This is a genomic window from Streptomyces sp. NBC_00094 (assembly GCF_026343125.1).
Taxonomy (GTDB): Bacteria; Actinomycetota; Actinomycetes; order Streptomycetales; family Streptomycetaceae; genus Streptomyces.
Genome location: NZ_JAPEMB010000001.1, coordinates 6,199,720 through 6,220,506 on the forward strand (window position 1 = coordinate 6,199,720; position 20,787 = coordinate 6,220,506).

Here is a 20,787-nt window from a genome sequence, read left to right on the forward strand (position 1 = left end):
GCCGTACTCCTCCCGAGGAACCACATGGACCCGAGGCAAGAACTCGTCGACTACCTGAACCGCCAGCTCGTCGGCCCCGTCCACGGCGAGGACGAGATCCTCGACTCGCCGCCCGACCGCCGGTACCTCATGGGCACGCTCTATCCCCAGGACGCCGACCTGCAACGCCAGCTGACGCTGGCCGCCGAGGACACGGACGGCCTCGGAACCGAAGGAGCCGCCGCCGACACCGACCCCGCGGAGGACCCGGTGCCGGAGTCCAACGCCTGGCTGCCCTCCTCCCTCGGCCTCAGCTTCTACACGGACACCGAGACCGTCGAGATCGACTGCGGCGGTGCCCACTACCGCACCCTGCGAGCCCAAGGAGACGAGGGGCGCCGCTGGCAGCGTGTTCCGATGCCGCCGGAGACGCACCACGTCGGCCCCGATCGGGACGTGGTGTCCGTTCTCGACGGGCGGGCCGAGCTGCGGCTGCGCCGCCGACCCCTCGGCGCGGGGCAGCTGGTCACCATCGCCCTCGTGAACAGCGCCCGCATCGAACCGGCGCTCGGACGCGCCGCGCAGTGGGACCGCATGCTGTTCCAGGTCGAGCTCGGCGTACGGCCCCGCGAAGGGCGGGTGCTGCGGTATCCGAGCGTCCGGCTCGCCAGCCGCGACCTTGAGGAACAGGAGCTGCGGCTTCAGTACCGCCACGTCCGCACCTACGCGGTCGGTCACGGCTGCGCCGTCGAGGAGCAGCGCGACGGCGAGGCGGTGGCAGGACTGCGCGCCGTCGTGTTGCCGACGGCCGAGGTACCCGCGACCCGGCCCGCCGGACTCATCGGCACCCCCGTCCTCAACGTGCTGTACCTCGCCGACCCCGACCTGCCCGTCGCTCAGGTGCGGCGGAATCTGACGGACTTCACGGCCGACTACCGCCGCTGGTACGAGGACCAGTGCGGCATCGAGGTGCCCGTCTGGGGACGGCCGGCAGCCGACCGCGTACTGGAACGCATCGGCACCGTCGTCACTCGTATGGAATCCGGAGTACGCACGCTCTGCGACCCGGCGCGTCCCGAGCTGCTGGAGGCGTTCCGCGCCGCGAACCTCGCCATGGCCCTCCAGATGCGGCACTCGGCGCCCGACCAGGCGGGCGAGCGGCGCTCCCGCCATGACCCCGTACACCTTGAGCCCGCGCCCGACCCGGCCGCCACCTGGCGTCCGTTCCAGCTGGCCTTCTTCCTGCTGACCCTGGACGGCGTCGCGGACCCGCGCCACCTCGACCGGTCCATGACCGATCTCATCTGGTTCCCCACCGGCGGTGGCAAGACGGAGGCGTACCTCCTGCTCGCCGCCTTCGTGATGGTGCTGCGGCGACGCGACCCGAAGGGCGGCGGCACCGCCGTACTCAGCCGCTACACCCTCAGTCTGCTGACCACCCAGCAGTTCCAGCGCGCCGCCACGACCGTGTGCGCCCTGGAGACACTGCGCCGCGCCGATCCCGGCCGTTACGGCGACGAACCGTTCTCGATCGGACTGTGGGTCGGCGAGGCGACCTCGCCCAACTCGTACGAAGCCGCGGTGACAGCCGCACGCGACGTCCGCTCAGCGGCCCGCCCCGAAGACGTCTTCATCCTCGACCGCTGCCCCTGGTGCGGAACCCGCATCCTCCAGGCACACCGCTCCGCCGATCACGCCGACTACGGCATTCGGGCCGCCGCCGACTCCTTCGCATTCTTCTGCCCCCGCGACGCGTGCACCTTCCACGACGAGCTGCCCGTTGCCGTCGTCGACCAGCAGCTCTACGACAGGCCTCCGACCTTCGTGCTCGGCACCGTCGACAAATTCGCCCGGCTCGCCTGGGAACCCCGCGCCGGACGTCTGTTCGGGACGGGTACCGGCAGTCTGCCGCCGTCACTCGTCATCCAGGACGAGCTGCACCTGCTGACCGGGCCGCTCGGCACCACCGTAGGCCTGTACGAGTCGGCCATTCTCGGCCTGTGCGCCACGGCCGATGGGACCGGCCCCAAAGTGGTCGCGTCCACGGCCACGATCCGCCGGTCCGGGGAACAGGTACGTGCCCTGTACGGCTCCGAGGTGCAGCTGTTCCCGCCGGCCGGTCTTGACGCCCGCCACTCCTACTTCGCCGAACCCGACACCTCGCGCCCCGGTCGCCTCTACATCGGCGTCATGGCCCAGGGCCACACCGCCGGCCGGGCCGCGGTCGCCACCGCCGCCGCGATGCTCCAGGGCGCCTGGGAACTGCCCGAAGAACACCGCGACGCCTACTGGACGCTCGTCGCCTATCACCACAGCCTGCGGGAGCTCGGCCGTACCGTCACGGCGGCCGCAGACGACATCCCGGCCCAACTGGCCGGACTGCGGGCCGGATCGGGCAGCCGGGGCCTCGCCGACCACCAGGTGCAGGAACTCACCAGCAACCTGGCCCGGGCCGAGCAACCGGTGCTGCTGGACCGGCTCGAGAAGCCCTGGACCCACCCGGAGGCCGTTTCCTTCCTGCCCTGCACCAACATGCTGTCGGTCGGTGTGGACGTCAAACGGCTCGCGCTCATGCTGATGCAGGGGCAGCCCAAGACCACCGCCGAGTACATCCAGGCCACCAGCCGAGTCGGCCGGCACAGTGTGCCCGGGCTCGTCGTCGCGTTCTTCAACGCGACCCGCCCCAGGGACCGCTCGCACTACGAGGCCTTCGACCCCTACCACCGTGCTCTCTACCGGCACGTGGAACCCACCAGCGTCACTCCCTGGTCCCTTCCCTCGCGCCGCCGCGCGCTGCACGCCGCGCTCGTCATTCTCGTACGGCACCGACTCGGCCTGAGCGCAGAGAACCAGGCGGGTGAATTGCCGGAACGCATCGGTGAGGCCAGGGAGCTGGCCGAGCTGCTGGCACGGAAGGCCGGCGCGAGCGACCGGCGCGCCGCGCACGCCGTCCGTACCGAACTGGCCGAGCTGCTCGCCGCGTGGGAGGAAGCCGCGCGGGACGCCAGGCAGGAGGGCAAGGAGCTGTACTACCGCAGCCAGGGCAAGGGGCAGCACAACCTGCTGAAGAACTTCGAACAGCACGGAGGCCTCTGGGAGACCCTCCACTCCATGCGCAGCGTCGACCGCGAGTGCCAGGTGACGGTCAAGGGAGCCGACCAGTGAACCGCAAGCTTCGAGTCCGCCAGGCTCAGACCGTACTGCCGTTCGGAGTGGGTGCGGTCTTCGACATCCAGGGCGAGTCCTTCGTCGCGACCGGCATCGGCGACTGGCCGCGTCTCCGCCAGCCCGTGACGTCCCCCCGCCTGGCCGCACGACTCGGCGTGAGCGGGTTCTTCGCGGCGCCCGCCACGCTCAACGATCGATTCGACCGGGCGGACGCGCCCGGCGCACCCTACATCCGCTTTCCGGCCTGGCTGTTCTGCGGCTCCTGCCGGCGTATGGTGCGCCGGCGCATCGCCGACGAGAAGCCGGGAGAGCCGCCGAGCTGCCCCTCGTGCTGGCCGAAGCGCAGGCTGTCACCCATGCGTTTCGTCCAGATCTGCGCCGCGGGACACCTGGGTGACGTCGACTGGTGGTTCTGGGCACACGCCCGGCTCGACGCGGCCCGACGCCAGTCCTGCGGCTCGCGTGAACAACTGCGGTTCCGGGTGTCGGAGCGGGCCACGGGCCTGGAGGCGCTGTCCGTCTCGTGCGCGGCACCCGGCTGCGGGGCGCGCCGGGACCTGCTGGACATCCTCGGTACCCATGGCATGCGGTGCTCCGGCAGAAACCCGTGGCAGAGGGTTTCCGAAGCCGTCGACTGCGCGAAGCCGGTCCAGGTCGTGCAGCGTACTGCGGGCAATCTGTACTACCCGGTTGTCCATTCGGCGCTTTCTCTCCCCGAGGCGGACCTGCCGGCCGCGTACGGAGACGAACTCGCCGGCCGGGTCCGCGACAGCGACTACTGGGTGCCCTTGTGCAAGGCCACCGGAACGCCCCGCGCGGAGATCCTTCGGGAGATGATCAAAGAGGACACGGGAGCTGATGATGCCCTGTTGGACGCCCTCCTCTCCGAGGAGACGGGCACAGGCACGCCGGCCCACCCCGCATCCGGTGTCTCCACGGCGTCAGCCGCCGGAACCGATCTGCGCCGCGAGGAATGGGCGGCGCTGACGGCCGCCGAACCGCCGGTGACACGCGACTTCTCGGTACGTGGCTCCGGACTCGGCCTCGGCGGTGAGACCACGGAACCCTGGGCCGGCCTGCACCGACGGATGGGCCGCGTCGTCCTTGCCGACCGGCTCAGGGAGGTGCGTGCCCTGTCCGGCTTCAGCCGTGTGTCACCGGACGCCGCCATCGTCCCGGCCGACACATCCCGCAGGTTGCGCTGGCTGCCCGCCGTCGAAGTCTTTGGCGAAGGCATCCTGCTCACCCTGGACCCCGCCGCACTGACGGCCTGGGAGCGGCAGGACGCCGTCCGGTCCCGGGTGGCTGGTCTCCGGGCGGATCTTGACCGGTCCTTCCAGAGCGACCGCCTTCAGATGCTGACCGGACCGGCTCTTGCACCGCGCTTCGTGCTGCTGCACACCCTTGGCCACCTCCTCGTGCGCCAACTGTCGTTCGAATCCGGATACACCACGGCCAGCTTGCGCGAGCGCGTTTACGCCCGGCCCGAGCACGATCAGTACGGCATCCTTGTCTACACCGCGGCGGGCGACGCCGAGGGCACCCTCGGAGGCCTCGTCCAGCAGGGTGAACCGCCACGGTTCGCGGAGACACTGCTACGGATGGCCGAGGCCGCCGCATGGTGCTCGGCGGACCCCCTGTGTTCGGAACACACCGGGCAGGGTTTCGGCAACCTCAACCGGGCCGCCTGCCACGCTTGCGCATTGCTCCCGGAGACCAGCTGCGAGACCGGCAACACCCTGCTGGACCGGGCATTGGTCGTCGGAGGAAGTGGTGTACCCGGCTTCTTCGAGCCGATTGTGGCCGCGGCCCGTGCTGCCGCCGCCCAGGAATGACGCCGACGATGACACTTACCTACCTCGACCTCACCCCTGCTCAGCGCGAACTGCTCGACGCGCTGCCGTTCGACGGCAATCACGTGGTCGATGGGCCCCCGGGCAGCGGGAAGAGCGTGCTGGCCGCGCAGCGTGTCGTGATGCTCGCTCTCACCGGCACCCCAGCCGTGCTGCTGACCCGCTCCAATCTTCTGCGGCAGTCGTTGAGACGGCTGGTGTCGGAGCTGTGCTCCGATCGTGCGGACGTCACCGTGGCGACCGCCCACTCCTGGCTCGCAGGGTGGTACGGCGGGGACGCCCCGCGCGGCGACGACGGCTGGTACGACTGGCCGGCTTTCTATGAACGGGCCGCGCTCGCCGAACCCATCGATCTTGCAAAGCCGCTGACACTGGTGGTGGACGAAGGGCAGGACCTGCCGCCTGCCTTCTACCGACTGTGCCGGATTCTCGGCAGTCGTACGACGGTCTTCGCCGACGAGTGCCAGCGGCTCACCACGTCAAACTCCACCCTCGCGGAGATCGCCGGAGGCCTGGGCCGATGTGCCGTCCATGATCTCCACGGCAATTACCGCAACACCCGGCAGACGGCCGAACTCGCGGCCCGGTTCCACCCCGGCCCCCGGCCGCCCGAACTACCGGGCCGCGAAGGCCCCCTGCCCCGGCTGCACGCACTGTCGAACCTGGCGGCGGTCAGCGATCTGCTGCTTGGTCTTGTTGCGAGCCGGCCCGACCGGAGCATCGGAGTGGTGGTGCACTCCACTCAGGCGCAGTTCGAACTGCTCACGCGGCTGGAACAGAAAGCCCCGCGACTCCGGGCACAGATGTATGCGTCGCAAGCGACCGGAGGCCGGTATCGGACGCTCGACCTGTCGCGTCCGGGCGTTGTCATCGTTCACCGGTCCAGTGCGAAGGGGCTTCAGTTCGACACGGTCGTGGTGCCGGACTCGGAGGCGGACGCAGCGGTGGACCCCACCTCCGCATCCCTCCGCATGGCGTACTACGTGATGGCCACTCGAGCTCGGCATGAACTTCATTTCGCCTATGCGGGCGACAGTGAACCGGAGCTGCTGAAGGGCATCCCGCCCCGCATTCTGGCCCGAGGATGAGGTCGGGTTCCGGAGTTCCGGGACCCGACCTCAAGACCCATAGCGGCCCCTACCGTGGGGACCGAAGTGCCGCAGGAGTGGCGGTGGAGGAGGGGACGTACAAGCATGCGCAGGGTTCCGCCGGAGATGTTCCGGTTCACCACGGGGGAGATGGCTGACCTGAACGGGGCTGTGCTCGAGGCCTTCGGGGTGGCCGGCGAGCACCTGGAGACCGCGCTCGGGCTCGACGGCGTACGGGAGCGGCTGCGTGCGGTGGGCTGGGTCTCGGACCTCGAGGACGAGGAACTGCACGAGACGCTGAAACGGCTGGTGAAGTGGGAACTCCTCGACGTGGTCCACAACCACGCCCAGAACTACCGCACGGCCGAGGAGTACGAGCGGCGCAACCTGCACTACTCGCTGACCCGCCGGGGGGAGGCCGCGCTCGCCGGGGTGCGACACGCCCTGGAGGTGCTGGCCTCCACAGGAGCGCTGCAGACCGCGGTGCTGGAGGCGATCGCCGACCGGCTCGACGAGCTGACCGTGTTGTCCGGCGAACCTTCCGCGGCCGACCGGCGGATCTTCAGCACCCTGCGGGAGCTGGAGGGCCATCTGGAGGGCCTGGTGGAGAACACCAAGGCCTTCAACGGCCAGTTGCAGAGGCTCCTTCGCGCCGAAGGAGTGGATTTGGACGTGTTCCGTGAGGTGAAGGCCGCCACCGTCGCGTATCTCCAGGAGTTCCTGGTCAATCTCGACCGGCGCGGCGAGACGGTGGCCGCCGCAGTGGCCCGCGTGGAGGAGGGGGGCATCGCGGTGCTGCGTGAGCGGGCCCTGCGCGGTGCCGAGCTGCCTCCGGCCCCGGGAGAGGACCCGGCGGCCGGCTGGCTGGAGAGCCGGCGGGCGCGCTGGGCGGGGCTGAGGGCCTGGTTCCTGCCGGACGACGGGGCGCGCCCTCGGATCGAGCAGCTGCACGACATCGCCCGGCGCGCCATCGTCTCCCTCCTGCAGGTGCTGGAGCGGATCAACGAGTCCCGGCGCCGCCCCTCCAGCGCTGTACAGGACTTCCGGGAGCTCGCGCGCTGGTTCGCTGCGGCTCCCGACGAGGAGGACCTGCACCGGCTGTGGTCGGCCGCCTTCGGCCTCGGCCCGGCCCGCCATGCCCACCTCGCCCACCCGGACCCGGAGCTGATCCCCTCGTCCCACTCCTGGTCCGAGGCGCCGCCGGTACAGGTGTCGGCCCTGCTGAGGACCAGCGGACGGACCGAACGCTTCACTCGTACGGCCACCGTGCGGGACGTTGCGGCGATCAGGGCGGCACGCGCCGAGCGGGCCCGGGCGGAACGGGCGGAGCTGGCGCGCGCCTGGCAGGCGCTGGAGACGGACGGCCCCGTACGGCTCTCCTCCTTCAGCACCCTCGACCCCGCGGCCTTCGACCGTCTCCTCGACCTGCTGGGCCGGGCGCTGGCCGCCCGGCCGGACGCGGGTGGCCGACGACGGGCCACGACCGGCGACGGCCGGGTGGAGGTGGCGTTGTCGCCGCCTCCCGACGGGCGCACCGGCGTACTGCATACCGTGCAGGGGACGATGGCAGGTCCGGACTACGTCATCCACGTCACGGCCTTGGGCGGGGCGATCGCCTTCCCGGCAGTCCGCGCCGCCACGGGACAGGAGGCCGCAGGATGAGCACCCTTGCCAACCAACTGGCCTCCGCCGAACGGGAGGAAGTCGCCCGAGCCATCCGCCTCCTTCTGGCTCGCCCGCTGCTCACCGAGGCAGCCGACCCGACCGGTTTCGATCTGGTGCGCCGCCGCCGTGACCCGCTGGCTCGTTGGTTCGACTACACCTGCGGCTGGAATCTGGTCGTGGAGCCCCGCCGGGGTTACGCCCGCCTCACCAAGGTCCGCGCCAACCCCGACGGCTCCCGTCCCGCTCGCCGGGCGCGCTCCGGCCGGGCCCCGTTCGATCGCCGACGGTACGTCCTGTTGTGCGTGACCGCCGCAGAGCTGTTGTCGATGCCGATGACGACCCTCGGCATGCTCGCCGACCGCGTCGTCCAGGCCATGGCGGCCGACCGCGCGCTGGCGGGGTTCGACCCGGTCCACCGGCCGGAGCGCATGGCGTTCGTCGACGTCCTGAAGCTGCTGGAGTCGTACGACGTGCTGCGTGTGGTGGACGGCACGACCGAGACGTACGTCGACTCCGCGGAGGCGAAGGTCCTCTACCGCGTGGACAACACGCTGCTCATGCGGCTGCCCGCTGCGCCGGTCGGCGCCTCCCGACTTGCCGTGCCCCCGGAGGAGGTGCCCGCTCGGTTCGAGGACCTCCTCGCCGACCTGGTCAGGGAGCGCCGCTACGGAGGCGCATCTACCGACGGGACGGCCGACGACACGCACATCGAGACCGCCGCGACCACGGACGCCCAGCGCAACCTGCGGCTGCGCCACTCGGTGCTGCGCCGCCTCTTCGACGACCCCGTGCTCTACCGGGCCGACCTCGCCGACGACGAGCTCTCTTACGTCACCTCTTTGACCGGACGCCAGATCCTGCGCCGCTCAGTCGAACAGGCCGGTTTCCTCCTGGAGGAACGGGCGGAGGGCTTTCTGCTCGTCGACCCGGACGCCATCGCCACCGACGTCCGCTTCCCCGACGACACCTCCACCGCCCGAGTCGCCGCGTTGCTCCTCCTCGCACCGCTCTGCGCCACGCCCGCAGGCCTGCTGCCGGAGCAGCTGGCCGAGGCCGGAGCGGAGCTGCTGCGCCGCTTCCCGGGCTGGGCCAAGGCGTACCAGTCGGAGGAAGGCCCGGCCCGCCTTGCCGACGACGCCGTACGGATCCTGCTCGACGTCGGCCTGGCAGGCAGGGCCCGAGACCGCGTCGTCGCGCGACCGGCCGCGTACCGCTACCGCCTGACGGAGACCACCGGCCCAGCCCCGAAGAACGATCTGCTAGCCGTGACCACCGCCGGCAGCGCCGGAGAAGGAGACAAGCAGTGAGCGTGACGGAACTCCCCCTCCAGCGACGGCCCGAGGAGACCATCGAACCGTCACCCGTTCACGAGGCGGACACCGGCCGCGGACGCTGGCAGCCCTATCGCGCGGGCATCCTCAACGTCTGGCGCTATTACGACGAGACCTTCACCTTCCACCAGGGTCGCCTGCTACTGCGTGGTCAGAACGGCACTGGCAAGTCCAAGGCCCTGGAACTGCTGCTCCCCTTCCTCTTCGACGCCAGCCTTCGCCCCAACCGCCTCTCCACGTTCGGCGGTTCGGAGCGCACGATGCACTGGAACCTGCTCGGCCAGGGAGCTTCCGGCAAGACCCGTGTGGGGTACGTGTGGATGGAGTTCCGCCGCGTCGGAGACGACGGCACTGAGCACTGGTTCGGCTGCGGAGCCCGCCTGCACGCGAGCGTGCACACCACCACGGCGCACGCCGACTACTTCACCACCACCGCCCGGATCGCCCACCCCGACGGGGTCCACCTCGTCAACGACACCGGACAGCCCCTGACCAAGGCGGCCCTCACCGAAGCCCTGCGCGACCGCGGCGAGGTGCATCCGTCAGCCACCGACTACCGGACCGCCGTGCGGCGCGAACTCTTCGCGGGCATGGGTGAGCAGCGGTACGAGTCCCTGCTCTCCGCCTTGCTCCAGCTCCGCCAGCCTAAGCTGTCCGAACGGCTCGACCCCTCCCTCCTGTCCACCCTGCTGTCCCGAGCACTGCCCCCGCTCGGCGAAGGAGAGATCACCGAGCTCGCCGAGGGCTTCGAGCGCCTGGACCGGCAGCGGGACCACCTCGACCGGCTCGACGCCGAGGTGACGGCCGCCGAGAACGTCGCCTCCCGGCAGCGCGCCTACGCCCGTCGGGTCCTGCGGGCCGGTGCGGCAGCGCTGATCTCTGCGACCACCGAGATGGACGACCTCACCCGGAACGCCCGCGTCAGCGCCGAGGAGTACGAGAAGGCGTGCGAGGAGCGCGCCTCGACCCTGGCCCTGCGAGAGGAGCTGGAACTACGGGCGCACGCCTTGGACGAGATCATCGAAGGGCTTCGGGAGAGCGACGCCTACCAGAAGGGGGAGGAGCTCGACCGGCTCCGCCGCGGCACCGAGGAACAGGTCGCGGCCGCCGCGGAGCTGCGTACCGCCGCCCGGTCCGCCGAGACCGAGGCGGAGGAGGACCGGAAGCACGCCGACGAGGTCGCGGGCCACGCCCGCTCGCGCGACGAGCACGCCCGCGCGACCGCGGACGAGGCACACCGCTCGGCCCGGGCCGCAGGCATGGAGTCCATTCACCACGAGGTGAAGACGATGCTGGACGCGGAAGGGGAGGTGAAGTCCCTCGGCAACGGGACGGCGAACACCCCGGTCAGGACGGGGAGCAGGCGGTCCGATGCTCCTGGCACCGCCGCCCGCCGACTGCTCCGGGGCGCGGTCACCGCCCGACGGGAGCGGGTCGCCGACATCACCGACGCGATCGACGCCCACGACCGGGCGGTACGCGACCGGGGTACCGCCGAGGGCCTGCTGGACGAGGCCCGAACCCGGCTCGCGGACGCGATCACCCACCGCGACGCGACGGCCGCCGCCTGGGACGAAGCCCTGGCAGCCCAGGCGGAGCGGCTGCTCGCCTGGGCCCGGGACTGCACGGAGCTGCGCATCCCCGACCTCGATGAACTGGCCGCCAGGGCGGCCGTCGAGGCAGACGTGCGCGAGCTGGTCGAAACGGTCGCACGACCGCTGGACCAGGAAATCACCACGGAGCGGGCCGGAGTCCGCACCGCACAACAGGGGTTGGAGCAGGAACGGGACCTGCTCGACGCGCGGAGGCGCAAGCTCAGCGGCGAGACCGATCTCCAGCCCGTCGCCCCACCCACTCGCACCACCGTCCGTACGGCTGCGGCGGGCGCGCCGCTGTGGCGGCTGATCGCCTTCCACGAGGACGTCCCGCTCCCCGTACAGGCCGCGGTGGAAGCGGCACTGGAGGCGTCGGGTCTCCTGGACGCATGGGTGAGCGCATCCGAAGGGCTCACCCTCCCTGGGCACGACACCCGTGTCGAGGTTGGCCTCGCCACGACCGCCCCCGGCTCCAGCCTGCTGGACGTGCTGAGGCCCGAGGAGGACATCCCCGTACCGGCCGGCACCGTGACCCGCATCCTCGCCGGCATCGCGTATGGCACCACCCTGCCCGGCGGGCACCCTGCGGCAGTCTCCTCCGACGGCGCCTGGCGCCTCGCGCCGGCCACGGGTTCCTGGAGCAAGCCGGAGCCCGCCCATATCGGCGCCCTCGCCCGGCAGCGGGCCAAGCAGCGTGAGATCGCCGAACTGACCGAGCTGATCGCCGAGAAGGACGCCTCCCTGGCCACCCTCGCCGACCGGCTGCGGGAACTCGGCGTCCGCGCCGCCCGGCTGGCGGACGACCGCACCGCCCGGCCCGACCACCGGGAACTCGACGCCTGCCGGCGGGACTGGGACCGGGCCGAGGAGAAGGTGGCCGCCCGGGACGACGCCGTGCGCGACGCGACCGAGCATCTGGCCGCACGCGAGGGTGACGTGGCCGGCGCGCTGCGCACGCTGAGCCGCAGGGCCGCCGAACACGGACTGCCCACGGACCGCGACCGGCTGCGCGAACTCGGCCGCGACGTGGAGAGGTTCCGCGACCTCGCCGATACCTGGACGGACGCCTGCATCGACGCGATCGCGGCCGCTGAAAGGGCTAGGGAGACGGCCGCACGGGCGGACCGGTCACGCCTTCTCGCCGAGAAGCAGGCCGCCGACGCGGCCGCTGCGGAAGCGAAGGCGGCTGGTATGACGGCACGTATGAAGGCGGTGGAGGAGACGGTCGGCGCGGATTACCGGCAGATCGTCGCGCGCGTTGCGGAGACCCGTGCCGAACGGGTCCGCTGCGGCAAGGAAGCCCGCCAGGCAGCCGAGCTCCTCCTGGGCCTGGAAGGCCGCATCGGAGAGCTGAGGGCCACCAGTGGCCAGGACGCCGACCGGCAGGAGAAGGCAGTCGAGGCCCGCGACGGCGCGGCGCGGCGGTTCCGGCACCTGTGCCTGGTGGGTCTGGCCGAGGACGCGGGCGTCGTACCCGAACTCGACGCCGGGGACGGTACCAAGGCCACTCTGGAGGCCGCGCGCGCCATGGCGGCACGGTGGCCCCAGGTCCCGCACGCCCCGCGCCACCTCGGCGACGCCGCCACCCGCCTCTCCGAAGCCGTCCACGAGGCCCGCCGCCACCTCGGCGTCCGCGCCGACCTGGAGCTGGAGCCCGACGACGACGTCCAGCTCTTCACCGCCACCCTGGAGGGCGTCCGCGTCGGGGCGACCGGTCTGCTCGCCGTGCTCACCCAGGAGCGCGACCGCAGCCGCGACGACATCAGCACCGCCGAACGGCGCCTCTTCGACCAGATCCTCACCGGTGACATCCGCCGCCACCTCGCCGCCCGCATCCGCCGGGCCGGCGAACTCGTCGCGCACATGAACGGGCACCTGGAACGGGTCCGTACCGCCTCCAACGTCGCCGTCCAGCTCGTCTGGGACGTCCGCCCGGACCTCCCCGACAGCACCCGCACCGCCCGCCAGCTGCTCCTGAAGGACCCCGGTCGGGTCACCGAGTCCGACCGGGAGGCCCTGCACGCCTTCTTCCGTGCCCGCATCGAGGAGGCCAAGGGCAGCGACACGGCCGCGAGCTGGGAGGAGCACCTCGGCGAGGTGCTCGACTACACCGCCTGGCACACCTTCACCGTCCGCCTCGACCGGGCGGACGGGAGCGGCTGGCAGCCCCTGACCAAGCGGCTGCACGGCGCGCTCTCCGGCGGGGAGAAAGCCATCGCACTGCACCTGCCCCTGTTCGCCGCCGTCGCCGCCCACTACGAGGACGTGCCCCTGGCCCCCCGCCCGATCCTCCTCGACGAGGTCTTCGTCGGCGTCGACACCGTCAACCGCGGACAGGTCTTCGCCCTGCTCACCGCACTCGACCTGGACCTCATGATCACCTCCGACCACGAGTGGGGAAACTACAGGGAACTGCCCGGCATCGCCGTCCACCAACTCCTGACCGACGGAGACGACGCCGTCACCAGCGCGCGCTTCGTCTGGAACGGCACCGGAATGGAGGAAGGATGACCTTGCGAGACCACCCCGTGTCCGGCGGGACGACCTCTCGGGAGCATCTCGCGTCGGGCGACGCGACCCTTCTCCGCCCCGAACTCCATCCCGTCTGGCAGACGGTCCACGACCGTCTCTCCTCCGGCCGCCCCGTCACACGCGTACGCCTCGGACTGCTGGACGAGACCCAGCGCGAAGCCCTCGCAGACCTCCTCGGCCTGGACCGCCTGCCGGACCCCCGGCCCTCCGTCGCCCTGGCCCGCCTGGAGGAGGCCGTCACCGAAGTCTCCGGCCGCACCGTACGAGAAGTCGTCGCCGAACTCATCGGCCCACTCGGCGACAGAGCCGGTGAACGCCGCCGCCAGGAGGACGAACGCGCCGGTCTGTGGGCCTGGCTGGCTGGTCACGACACGGTACGTGCGCAGCCGGTGCTCGCCGACTGGGCTGCGTCCTGTCGAGCCGCAGGACTGGTCGGTGGTTCGACGGAACGCACCCGTGCGCTGCTCATCGACGCGCTCAAAGTACTCGCCGAGCTACCCGGCCAGGCCGAACCCCTGCCAGTCTTCGCCGCCCGAGTCCTGAACGGCCACGCGCACGCTCTCGACGACGGCACACCCGTCTCCACCCTCGTCCTGCGTGCCCTGGCAACTCTGTACGACATTGCACCGCCGCAGTCCGCAGCGGAACGGCGCGCCCTGTGGTCCCGTGCTGGCGTCGCCGACGACGAGCTGTCCGCCACCGTCGTCGCCGGCGGACTGCGCCCTGTCGGCGACGGCCTTCTCGCCCGTGTGGCCCGCCTGTGCACCGAGGCCGGCCAGGCCGCCAGCCTGACCCTCGCCCACGTCAGGAGCCCGGGCGAGCTCACCCTGCCCGCCACCCCTGCCCCACTCGTCGTCCACGTAGTGGAGAACCCCAGTATCTTGGCCCTCGCCCTCCGTCGCTTCGGCTCCAACTCCCCACCGCTTGTCTGCACGTCCGGCTGGCCCAATAGCGCAGCTATCCAGCTCCTGCGCCTACTCGCGGACCAAGGCGCTGCTCTCCGTTACCACGGTGACTTCGATGGCGAAGGCATCCGCATTGCCGCATACGTCATGGAGAAAACAGGGGCGCACCCCTGGCGCATGACGGCGGCAGACTACCGATCCGCGATCGTCCGCAACGCGCACGGTCCTCGACCGGGGCGCATCACCGGAGCACCGTGGGATCCCGAGTTGGCCGAAACCATGGCGGAGCACGACATCGCCGTGGTCGAGGAGCTGGTAGCCGATGTGCTGTTGGAAGATCTCGCTGCTGCGGCTCGCCAGGAGCACCCCGCTGGCTGTTCGTGACGCTCATTTGACGCTCCAAGCGACCGAAGGGGCGCTCAGAGGAGCCGTATACCGGTGCTGACCTGCGACTATGACGACTGCTGTTTTGCGTGACATCTTTCCGATGACGCACCACGTGGAGTGCGTGGCGATCCTGGAGCCGGTGAAGAAGGACGCCTGAGCTGGTGGCTCGTAGCCCGTCGTCTGCTTGACCTGTTTCCACCTATCCATCACGTGGAGCACGGGCCTCCTTGTGACGCCCGCCTGCTGTTCCAGGCGGGCGCGACGGTGGTGGCACAGCGCGTGTCCGCGCGGTCGTCGGGGTGTCGACGCTCGGGTGACGGCTTCTGGTCCGGACGGACTGCGGGGACGGTCCTGCCGACCACACCGGTGAGAAGACTTCACGGGTGAACACGTTTCCTCGGCCTGCCAGGGCCTTTACCCAGCCGGCTCGCCGCAGGTCGCGAGCGAGGCTCCGCTTCGGTTCTGGAACCCGTGACGGTGAACGGGGAGCGTTCGGAGCCCGCGCCAGGTTCCGGGTGGGGCGGGCGCAGTGGTGGTGGCGGGTCAGGCGAGGGTGAGAGGGAGGGCGGTCAGGCCGCGGGTCAGGCGGGTGGGGCGCCAGGTCAGGGATTCTGCGGGGATGGCCAGGCGCGTGTTCGGGAAGCGGGTTACCAGGGCGCGGAGGGCGATTTCCACCTCGGCCCGGGCCAGGGGCGTGCCCGGGCAGCGGTGGATGCCGTGGCCGGCGACCAGGAGGAGGGCGGCCAGGGAGACGCTCTCGCTCCGGTCGAGGCCGCCTTCCGCGCAGTCGCGCAGGAGGGAGTGGAGCGGGCCGTCGCCGGGGGTGGCGTGGGCCGTGTCGACGAGGTGGGTCAGGTAGGCGCCGATCCGATGTGACGTGGCGTCGACGCGGTCGGTGTCGGCCGCGTCGAAGAGGTCGTGCGACCAGTCGGCGAGAGTGGTGCGGTCGGATTCCGGCACCCCCAGCAGCTCGCAGATGACAGTGACCGGCAGAGGTACCGCCAGGTCCGCCACCAGGTCCACCTCCGTGCCCGGTCGCCACGCGGTCATGAGGTCGTCGACGACCCGAGTGATGCACGGGCGTAGTTCCCGGACGCGTCCGGTGGTGAACAACCGCGTCGCCACCCGCCGGTGGCGGGTGTGCGCGGGTGGGTCGCTCGCCGGCATGTTCCGGGAAATCGCCGAGTGCAGGTCGCGGTTCGAATGCCGGTCGGCGAAGAAGAGAGCTGTGTCCTTGGACAGACGGGGGCCGGTGAACGCCTCGCGGGCCTCGGGGTGACCAGTGATCAGGTACGCGTGGTGTCCGCCGGATCCGGCGGGGATCCGCTGGACAGGGCAGCCTTCGCGCAGCCGGTCGTAGGCGGGGTAGGGGTAGGGGTAGGGGTAGGGGTCGGCGGAGAAGCGCGGGTCGCGCAGGGGGTCCTGCCGCGGGGCGGCCATGAGGCCGTGCCTCCGTTCTCGTGTGCCGGACGCCGGACGCCGGACGCCGGACGCCGGACGCCGGGCGTCGGCCTCCGTCATGAGCGGGAGCCACGTGAATCTCGCCGGGAGGTCGCGGTATCCCGTACCGATGGTTGCGGGAGTCGAAGTGCCTCGACGCACGCGTCGAATGCGGCGCGAACGTGATCAAGGTCCATGCTCTCACTATGGTGTTGCTCCCACTCGCCTGCGCCATCATCTGCTTGCGACGCCCGCGAACCTCATTCTGAAATGATCAGGTGGAGACAGGAACGTCCAGCGCCTACGATCACGCCCATGTCCCTCACCTCACCCATACCCGTCCTGCGTGGTTCCGGCGGAGCCGTCCTCCGATCCGAGGGCGACGACCTGGTACTGAGCCGGGCGGACGTGGAGACGCGGATCCCGCTCCAGGCCGTCCGGCGGATCCGCGCCGAGGGGCCTGCGGTCGCCGTGGAGCTCACCGCCCCGGCCGGGACGACCCCGGCCGTTCACCAGGTCGACGGCGTGAGCGAGGCGGCCGCCACGTTCTTCGCCGACGCGGTCAACGCGACCCTGCCCGAGCGCGCCGAGGAGGCCGGGGAGACCGCCGACGGTTCGGCCCTCGTCACCGTCCGCGCCCTGACCGAGCCCGAGCAGGACAGGCGGACGCGCGTGTTCAGGCTCTGGGTCGGGGCCGTCGCCCTCCTGACCGTCGTGCTCACCGTGGCCGTCTGGATCACGGCGCCGACGCCCCTCGCCTTGCCGATCCTGATCGTCTTCCCCTTCGGCGCGGCCGCCACCACGCTCGGCATCATGGGGCTGAAGATCGTCCGCGACGAGTGGTCCCTGCCCCGCAAGGGCATCACCGTCGATGCGGTACGGCGCGACGGCACGACCGACATGTTCGGCGTGACGGGCAACTACGTGTACACGGACCTGCACGGCCAGAGCCGTTCGATGTACGCCCAGAGCGGCGCCGAGATCATCCAGGTCGCCTACCACCCGCAGAACCCCGGCACCGTGGTCGCCTGCCAGTCGTTGCTGCGCAGGTCCGTCTGGGCCGTCGTCTCCACGGTCATCCTCCTCATCGGCCTCGTCGTCGACATCGTCGTCATCGGCCTGGTCTTCTTCGCCCTCCAGGGCGGGTACGACGATTACGCGCTCACGGCCCTCTGAGCCGCGGTCGGCGGACGGCTGCCGTGGTCGGTGACGGGGCCGCGCACACCCTGCCACGTCCTGATCCTTCCGGCGCGGGCCAACGGCCGGTCCGCTGACCGGAGTTCTCTCAGCCTCGGGGGTCGGGCGGCTCCTCGTGGTCGATCCGCTCCCGAGGTCCCGCAGGGGAGACCAGGGCCGCATCAGGATGCCGGCGGCGCCAATCCGAATAGACCGCGCTGGCGGCACAGGTGTCGAGGTAACCCGCCGCCACCGCGCGCACGATCCTGTCGCCGTGGGCGGCGAGTGGGCCGTCCCGGTGCCAGGCCAGCACGTGGCGGTACCAGAGCGGGTTCCCCGCGAGGGGGCGGATGGTGACGCCGGGAGTCTGCGCGAACGTGGCCTGGCAGAGGCTGACGGCCAGGCCCGCGCGGACCAGTTCGATCAGCTGGCGCCCCTCGGCCTCGTGCGGGGCGGAAGGGCGGCGACCGGTCAGTGCGCACACGGAGGACCAGTACTCGCGGGTGCGGTCGCCGTCGTGCCGGGGCATCGCCCAGTCGTGATCGGCGAGTTCGGTCAGCCGGACGGCCTCCTGGCCGGCCAGCGGATGGGTCGAGGGCAGCAGGGCGAATACGGGCTCGGTGACCAGAGGGGTGAGGATCACGCCGTCGCGCGGAGGAAGCACCTGCTCGGGGTGATCGCCGAGGACGGCCGCCTCCAGCCGGCCCGCGGTGAGGTCGTCCAGGAGCGTGACGGGGGAGTGGTGGCACCGTGACGTCACCTCGGCCGTGGGGAGGAACGTCCGTACGGCCAGGAGGAGATGACCGAGCAGGGGAGCGCCGACCGACCCGACGCGGACCCGGTCCGGGGGCGCCAGACGGCGGGCCGCGCCGGCGGTGTCGGCGAGGAGCGCGTCGATGCCCGGCAGGACGGCGTGGGCTCGCGCCAGCACCAGCTCGCCGAAGTCCGTGGGTGTGGCCCCGGACCGGCTCCGGTCGAAGAGGACGCCGCCCAGCATCGTCTCGATGCGGCGCAACTGTGTGCTGAGGCCCGGTTGGGTCATGGACAGCGCGGCGGCGGCCCGGGTGAGGCTGCCGGCCTCGGCGATCGCGCACAGCACGCGCAGATGCCGTACCTCCAGTTCCATGCCGCGCATGTTATGGAGCGATGACAGCTTTCGGACAGGAGCGGGATCCCGCCAGTCTTATGTGAAATGTCACACGCCATTAATGTGGAGGTCGCTCGCCCATGAGGCTCATCGATCGGCTGACGGCGTCGCGCGGGCTGCTGCCCGCCCTCGCGGCCGCCCTGCTCCTCCTCCCGCTGGGGACACCGCCCGCCCGGGCCGCCGACGGCCCGTCGGCCTGCGCCCTGCCCGGCGCCACCGGTTGGACGGACGAGGGGCACGACACGGACTACTCGGTGTTCCAGCGTCCCGTGGGGACGATCAAGGTCGGCATGATCTTCGTGGACTTCCCGGACGCGCGTGCCACCGAGGCGCCGGGGGACGACGCGGCGCAGATCACGCCCGGGGCGGACTGGCTGTGGAACGCCTCGTACGGCAGGACATGGCTCTCGATCAGCCGGCATCAGCAGTGGGTGCGGATGCCTCGCGCCTCCACCGACTACGGCTTCGCCCGCGGCCTGACCCACGCGACGCACGAGGCGTACATCAGGGACGCGGTGGCGGCCGCGGATCCGTACGTGGACTTCTCGGGGTACGACATGGTCTACGTCGTGCCGACCCGCAACGCGGCGGCGATCTCCTTCACGCCGACCTATGTGTACGAGCCGGGCACCGCGGGAGTGGTGGCCGACGGCCGCCGGGTCAGGTGGGCGGTGACCTTCGGTCAGGACATGTGGCACTGGGGGGCCAAGCTGGTCGCCCACGAGACGGCTCACACCTTCGGCCTGCCCGACCTGTACGCCTTCGACGCCGGCGGCGACGCCCACCGCTTCATCGGCGGCTGGGACGTGATGGGCCTGGTCGGCGGCCGGGGGTCGCAGTTCTTCGCCTGGCATTCCTGGAAGCTCGGCTGGACCGCTGACAACCAGGTCGTGTGCCGGGCCACGAAGGGCAGCGACACCGTCTACCTCACGGCGGTCGAGTACGGCAGCGGCACCAAGATGGCGGTGATCCGCACCGGTCCCACGACCGCGTACGTCGTCGAGTCCCGGCGCGGGGTCCAGGCGGACGCGGGATCGTGCTCCACCGGCGCGCTGGTCTACCGGGTCGACTCCTCCGTGTGGACCGGCTACGGGCCCGTCACCGTCATGGACGCCAAGCCGACCGCCACCCCCGCCGCCGGCTGCCGTCCGCTGGACGACGCCCCCTTCTGGGTCGGTGAGTCGTTCACCGACGCGGCGGCCGGGGTGCGGATCGACGTGCTCGGCGCCGACGGCTACGGCGAGACCGTACGCATCACCAAGTCCTAGGGAGTCGTCGCGGGCCACCCCCGAACTCCCCGTACCCCTCGACCCGTTTCCGACAGGAGAGACATGACCACACCGCTCCGCCGTCTGCGCCCCCTCGCCGCCGCAGTCGCCCTCATCCCCTGCCTGTCCGTCCCCACCGCGGCCGCCACCTCGGGAGCCCCGGCCCCCACCGCCGACTGCGCGCTCCCCGGCAGGACCGGCTGGACCGACGAGGGCCACGACACCGACCGGAACCAGTTCCAGCCCTCCACCGGAACCCGCCGCGTCCTGACGCTCTTCGTGGACTTCCCCGACGCCCCGGCCACCGACCCCACCGAGCCGTACGCCGCTCACCTGGCCCCGGCCGCCGACTGGATGTTCCGCGCGAGCCACGAGCGCCTGCGGCTGGAGAGCACCGCGCTGCACCGCTGGATCCGCATGCCCACCGACTCCACCTCGTACGGCTTCGCACGCGGCCTCACCTTCGAAGCCCATGAGAAGTACCTCCGCGACGCGGTCGCGGCCGCTGACCCGTACGCGGACTTCTCCCGGTACGACATGGTCTACGTCGTACCCGCCAGGACGGCGAGCGCCATTCCCTTCTCCCCGACCTACCTCTACGACCCGGCCGCACCCGGCATCACCGCCGACGGCACCCGCCTCAAGTGGGCCGTCACCTTCGGCCAGGACATGTGGCGCTGGGGCCACAAGGTCGCCGCCCACGAGACCGCGCACACCTTCGGCCTGCCCGACCTCTACTCCTTCACCGGCGCCACCCACCGGTACGTGGGCGGCTGGGACGTCATGGGCGACATCGCGGGCCGCGCCCCGCAGTACCTCGGCTGGCACTCCTGGAAGCTCGGCTGGACCCGTGACGCCGAGGTCGCCTGTCTGCCCGGGCCCGGCCGCCGCACGGTACGGCTGACCTCGGCGGAACGTCCGGGCGGAACCAGGATCGCCGTACTGCGCACCGGTGAGACGACGGCGTACGTGGCGGAGTCCCGCCGTGCGGAGGGCAACGACGCCTCGGCCTGCTCCACCGGGGTGCTCATCTACAAGGTCGACTCCGCCACCCCGACCGGCGAGGGGCCGGTACGGATCATGAACGCGAACCCGACCGCGGCCCCGCCCGCCGGCTGCGCTCCGCTGGACCTGGCCGCGTACGCACCCGGGCAGAGCTTCACCGATCCCGCGACCGGTGTGCGCATCGACGTGGTCGCGGGTGGCAGGACGGGCGACACGGTGCGGCTGAGCAAGGAGTGACCCGGGTCGAC

The 20,787-nt window shown here is 71.4% G+C and carries 12 protein-coding genes; 10 read left to right on the forward strand and 2 right to left on the reverse strand.

Going from position 1 to position 20,787, the window contains the following annotated elements; genetic code table 11:
* The first annotated feature begins 24 nt into the window (after positions 1-24).
* The 7 genes from OG580_RS27530 (at position 25) to OG580_RS27560 (ending at position 14,500) form a co-directional block, all read left to right on the forward strand.
* On the forward strand, positions 25-3,144 hold the full coding sequence (locus OG580_RS27530) for a helicase-related protein (protein WP_267046337.1): 3,120 nt from the start codon (positions 25-27) through the stop codon (positions 3,142-3,144).
* Positions 3,141-4,982 carry a DrmB family protein gene (gene drmB / locus OG580_RS27535; RefSeq protein ID WP_267046338.1) on the forward strand — a complete coding sequence of 614 codons (1,842 nt, stop codon included), beginning with the start codon at positions 3,141-3,143 and terminating at the stop codon, positions 4,980-4,982. The genes OG580_RS27530 and drmB overlap by 4 nt, the downstream gene beginning before the upstream one ends.
* A gap of 8 nt (positions 4,983-4,990) precedes the next feature.
* Positions 4,991-6,088 (forward strand): ATP-binding domain-containing protein, encoded by a 1,098-nt coding sequence (locus OG580_RS27540; RefSeq protein WP_267046339.1) that lies wholly within the window; start codon positions 4,991-4,993, stop codon positions 6,086-6,088.
* A 105-nt stretch (positions 6,089-6,193) separates the two neighbouring features.
* Positions 6,194-7,750 carry a TIGR02677 family protein gene (locus OG580_RS27545; RefSeq protein WP_267046340.1) on the forward strand — a complete coding sequence of 519 codons (1,557 nt, stop codon included), beginning with the start codon at positions 6,194-6,196 and terminating at the stop codon, positions 7,748-7,750.
* On the forward strand, positions 7,747-9,060 hold the full coding sequence (locus tag OG580_RS27550) for a TIGR02678 family protein (protein ID WP_267046341.1): 1,314 nt from the start codon (positions 7,747-7,749) through the stop codon (positions 9,058-9,060). The genes OG580_RS27545 and OG580_RS27550 overlap by 4 nt, the downstream gene beginning before the upstream one ends.
* Complete coding sequence (locus OG580_RS27555; RefSeq protein WP_323182616.1) at positions 9,057-13,190, forward strand: TIGR02680 family protein; 4,134 nt, start codon at positions 9,057-9,059, stop codon at positions 13,188-13,190. Before OG580_RS27550 ends, OG580_RS27555 begins: the two co-directional genes overlap by 4 nt.
* Positions 13,187-14,500 (forward strand): TIGR02679 family protein, encoded by a 1,314-nt coding sequence (locus tag OG580_RS27560; RefSeq protein WP_267046343.1) that lies wholly within the window; start codon positions 13,187-13,189, stop codon positions 14,498-14,500. The genes OG580_RS27555 and OG580_RS27560 overlap by 4 nt, the downstream gene beginning before the upstream one ends.
* A gap of 546 nt (positions 14,501-15,046) precedes the next feature.
* Here the strand turns inward: OG580_RS27560 and OG580_RS27565 are convergent.
* Positions 15,047-15,943 (reverse strand): hypothetical protein, encoded by an 897-nt coding sequence (locus OG580_RS27565; protein WP_267046344.1) that lies wholly within the window; start codon positions 15,941-15,943, stop codon positions 15,047-15,049.
* Between the two features lie 315 nt (positions 15,944-16,258).
* On the opposite strand from OG580_RS27565, the gene OG580_RS27570 reads away from it, so the two are divergent.
* Positions 16,259-17,119, forward strand: coding sequence for a hypothetical protein (locus OG580_RS27570; RefSeq protein ID WP_267046345.1), 861 nt, complete (start codon positions 16,259-16,261; stop codon positions 17,117-17,119).
* A gap of 109 nt (positions 17,120-17,228) precedes the next feature.
* Here the strand turns inward: OG580_RS27570 and OG580_RS27575 are convergent, their stop codons facing one another.
* On the reverse strand, positions 17,229-18,245 hold the full coding sequence (locus OG580_RS27575) for a LysR family transcriptional regulator (RefSeq protein ID WP_267046346.1): 1,017 nt from the start codon (positions 18,243-18,245) through the stop codon (positions 17,229-17,231).
* Positions 18,246-18,346: 101 nt separating this feature from the next.
* On the opposite strand from OG580_RS27575, the gene OG580_RS27580 reads away from it, so the two are divergent.
* Both OG580_RS27580 and OG580_RS27585 read left to right on the forward strand, forming a co-directional pair.
* Positions 18,347-19,534, forward strand: a complete 1,188-nt coding sequence (locus OG580_RS27580; RefSeq protein WP_267046347.1) for a M6 family metalloprotease domain-containing protein — start codon at positions 18,347-18,349, stop codon at positions 19,532-19,534.
* Between the two features lie 63 nt (positions 19,535-19,597).
* Entirely contained in the window at positions 19,598-20,776 is a 1,179-nt protein-coding gene (locus OG580_RS27585; RefSeq protein WP_267046348.1) for a M6 family metalloprotease domain-containing protein, read from the forward strand.
* Positions 20,777-20,787: the final 11 nt, after the last annotated feature.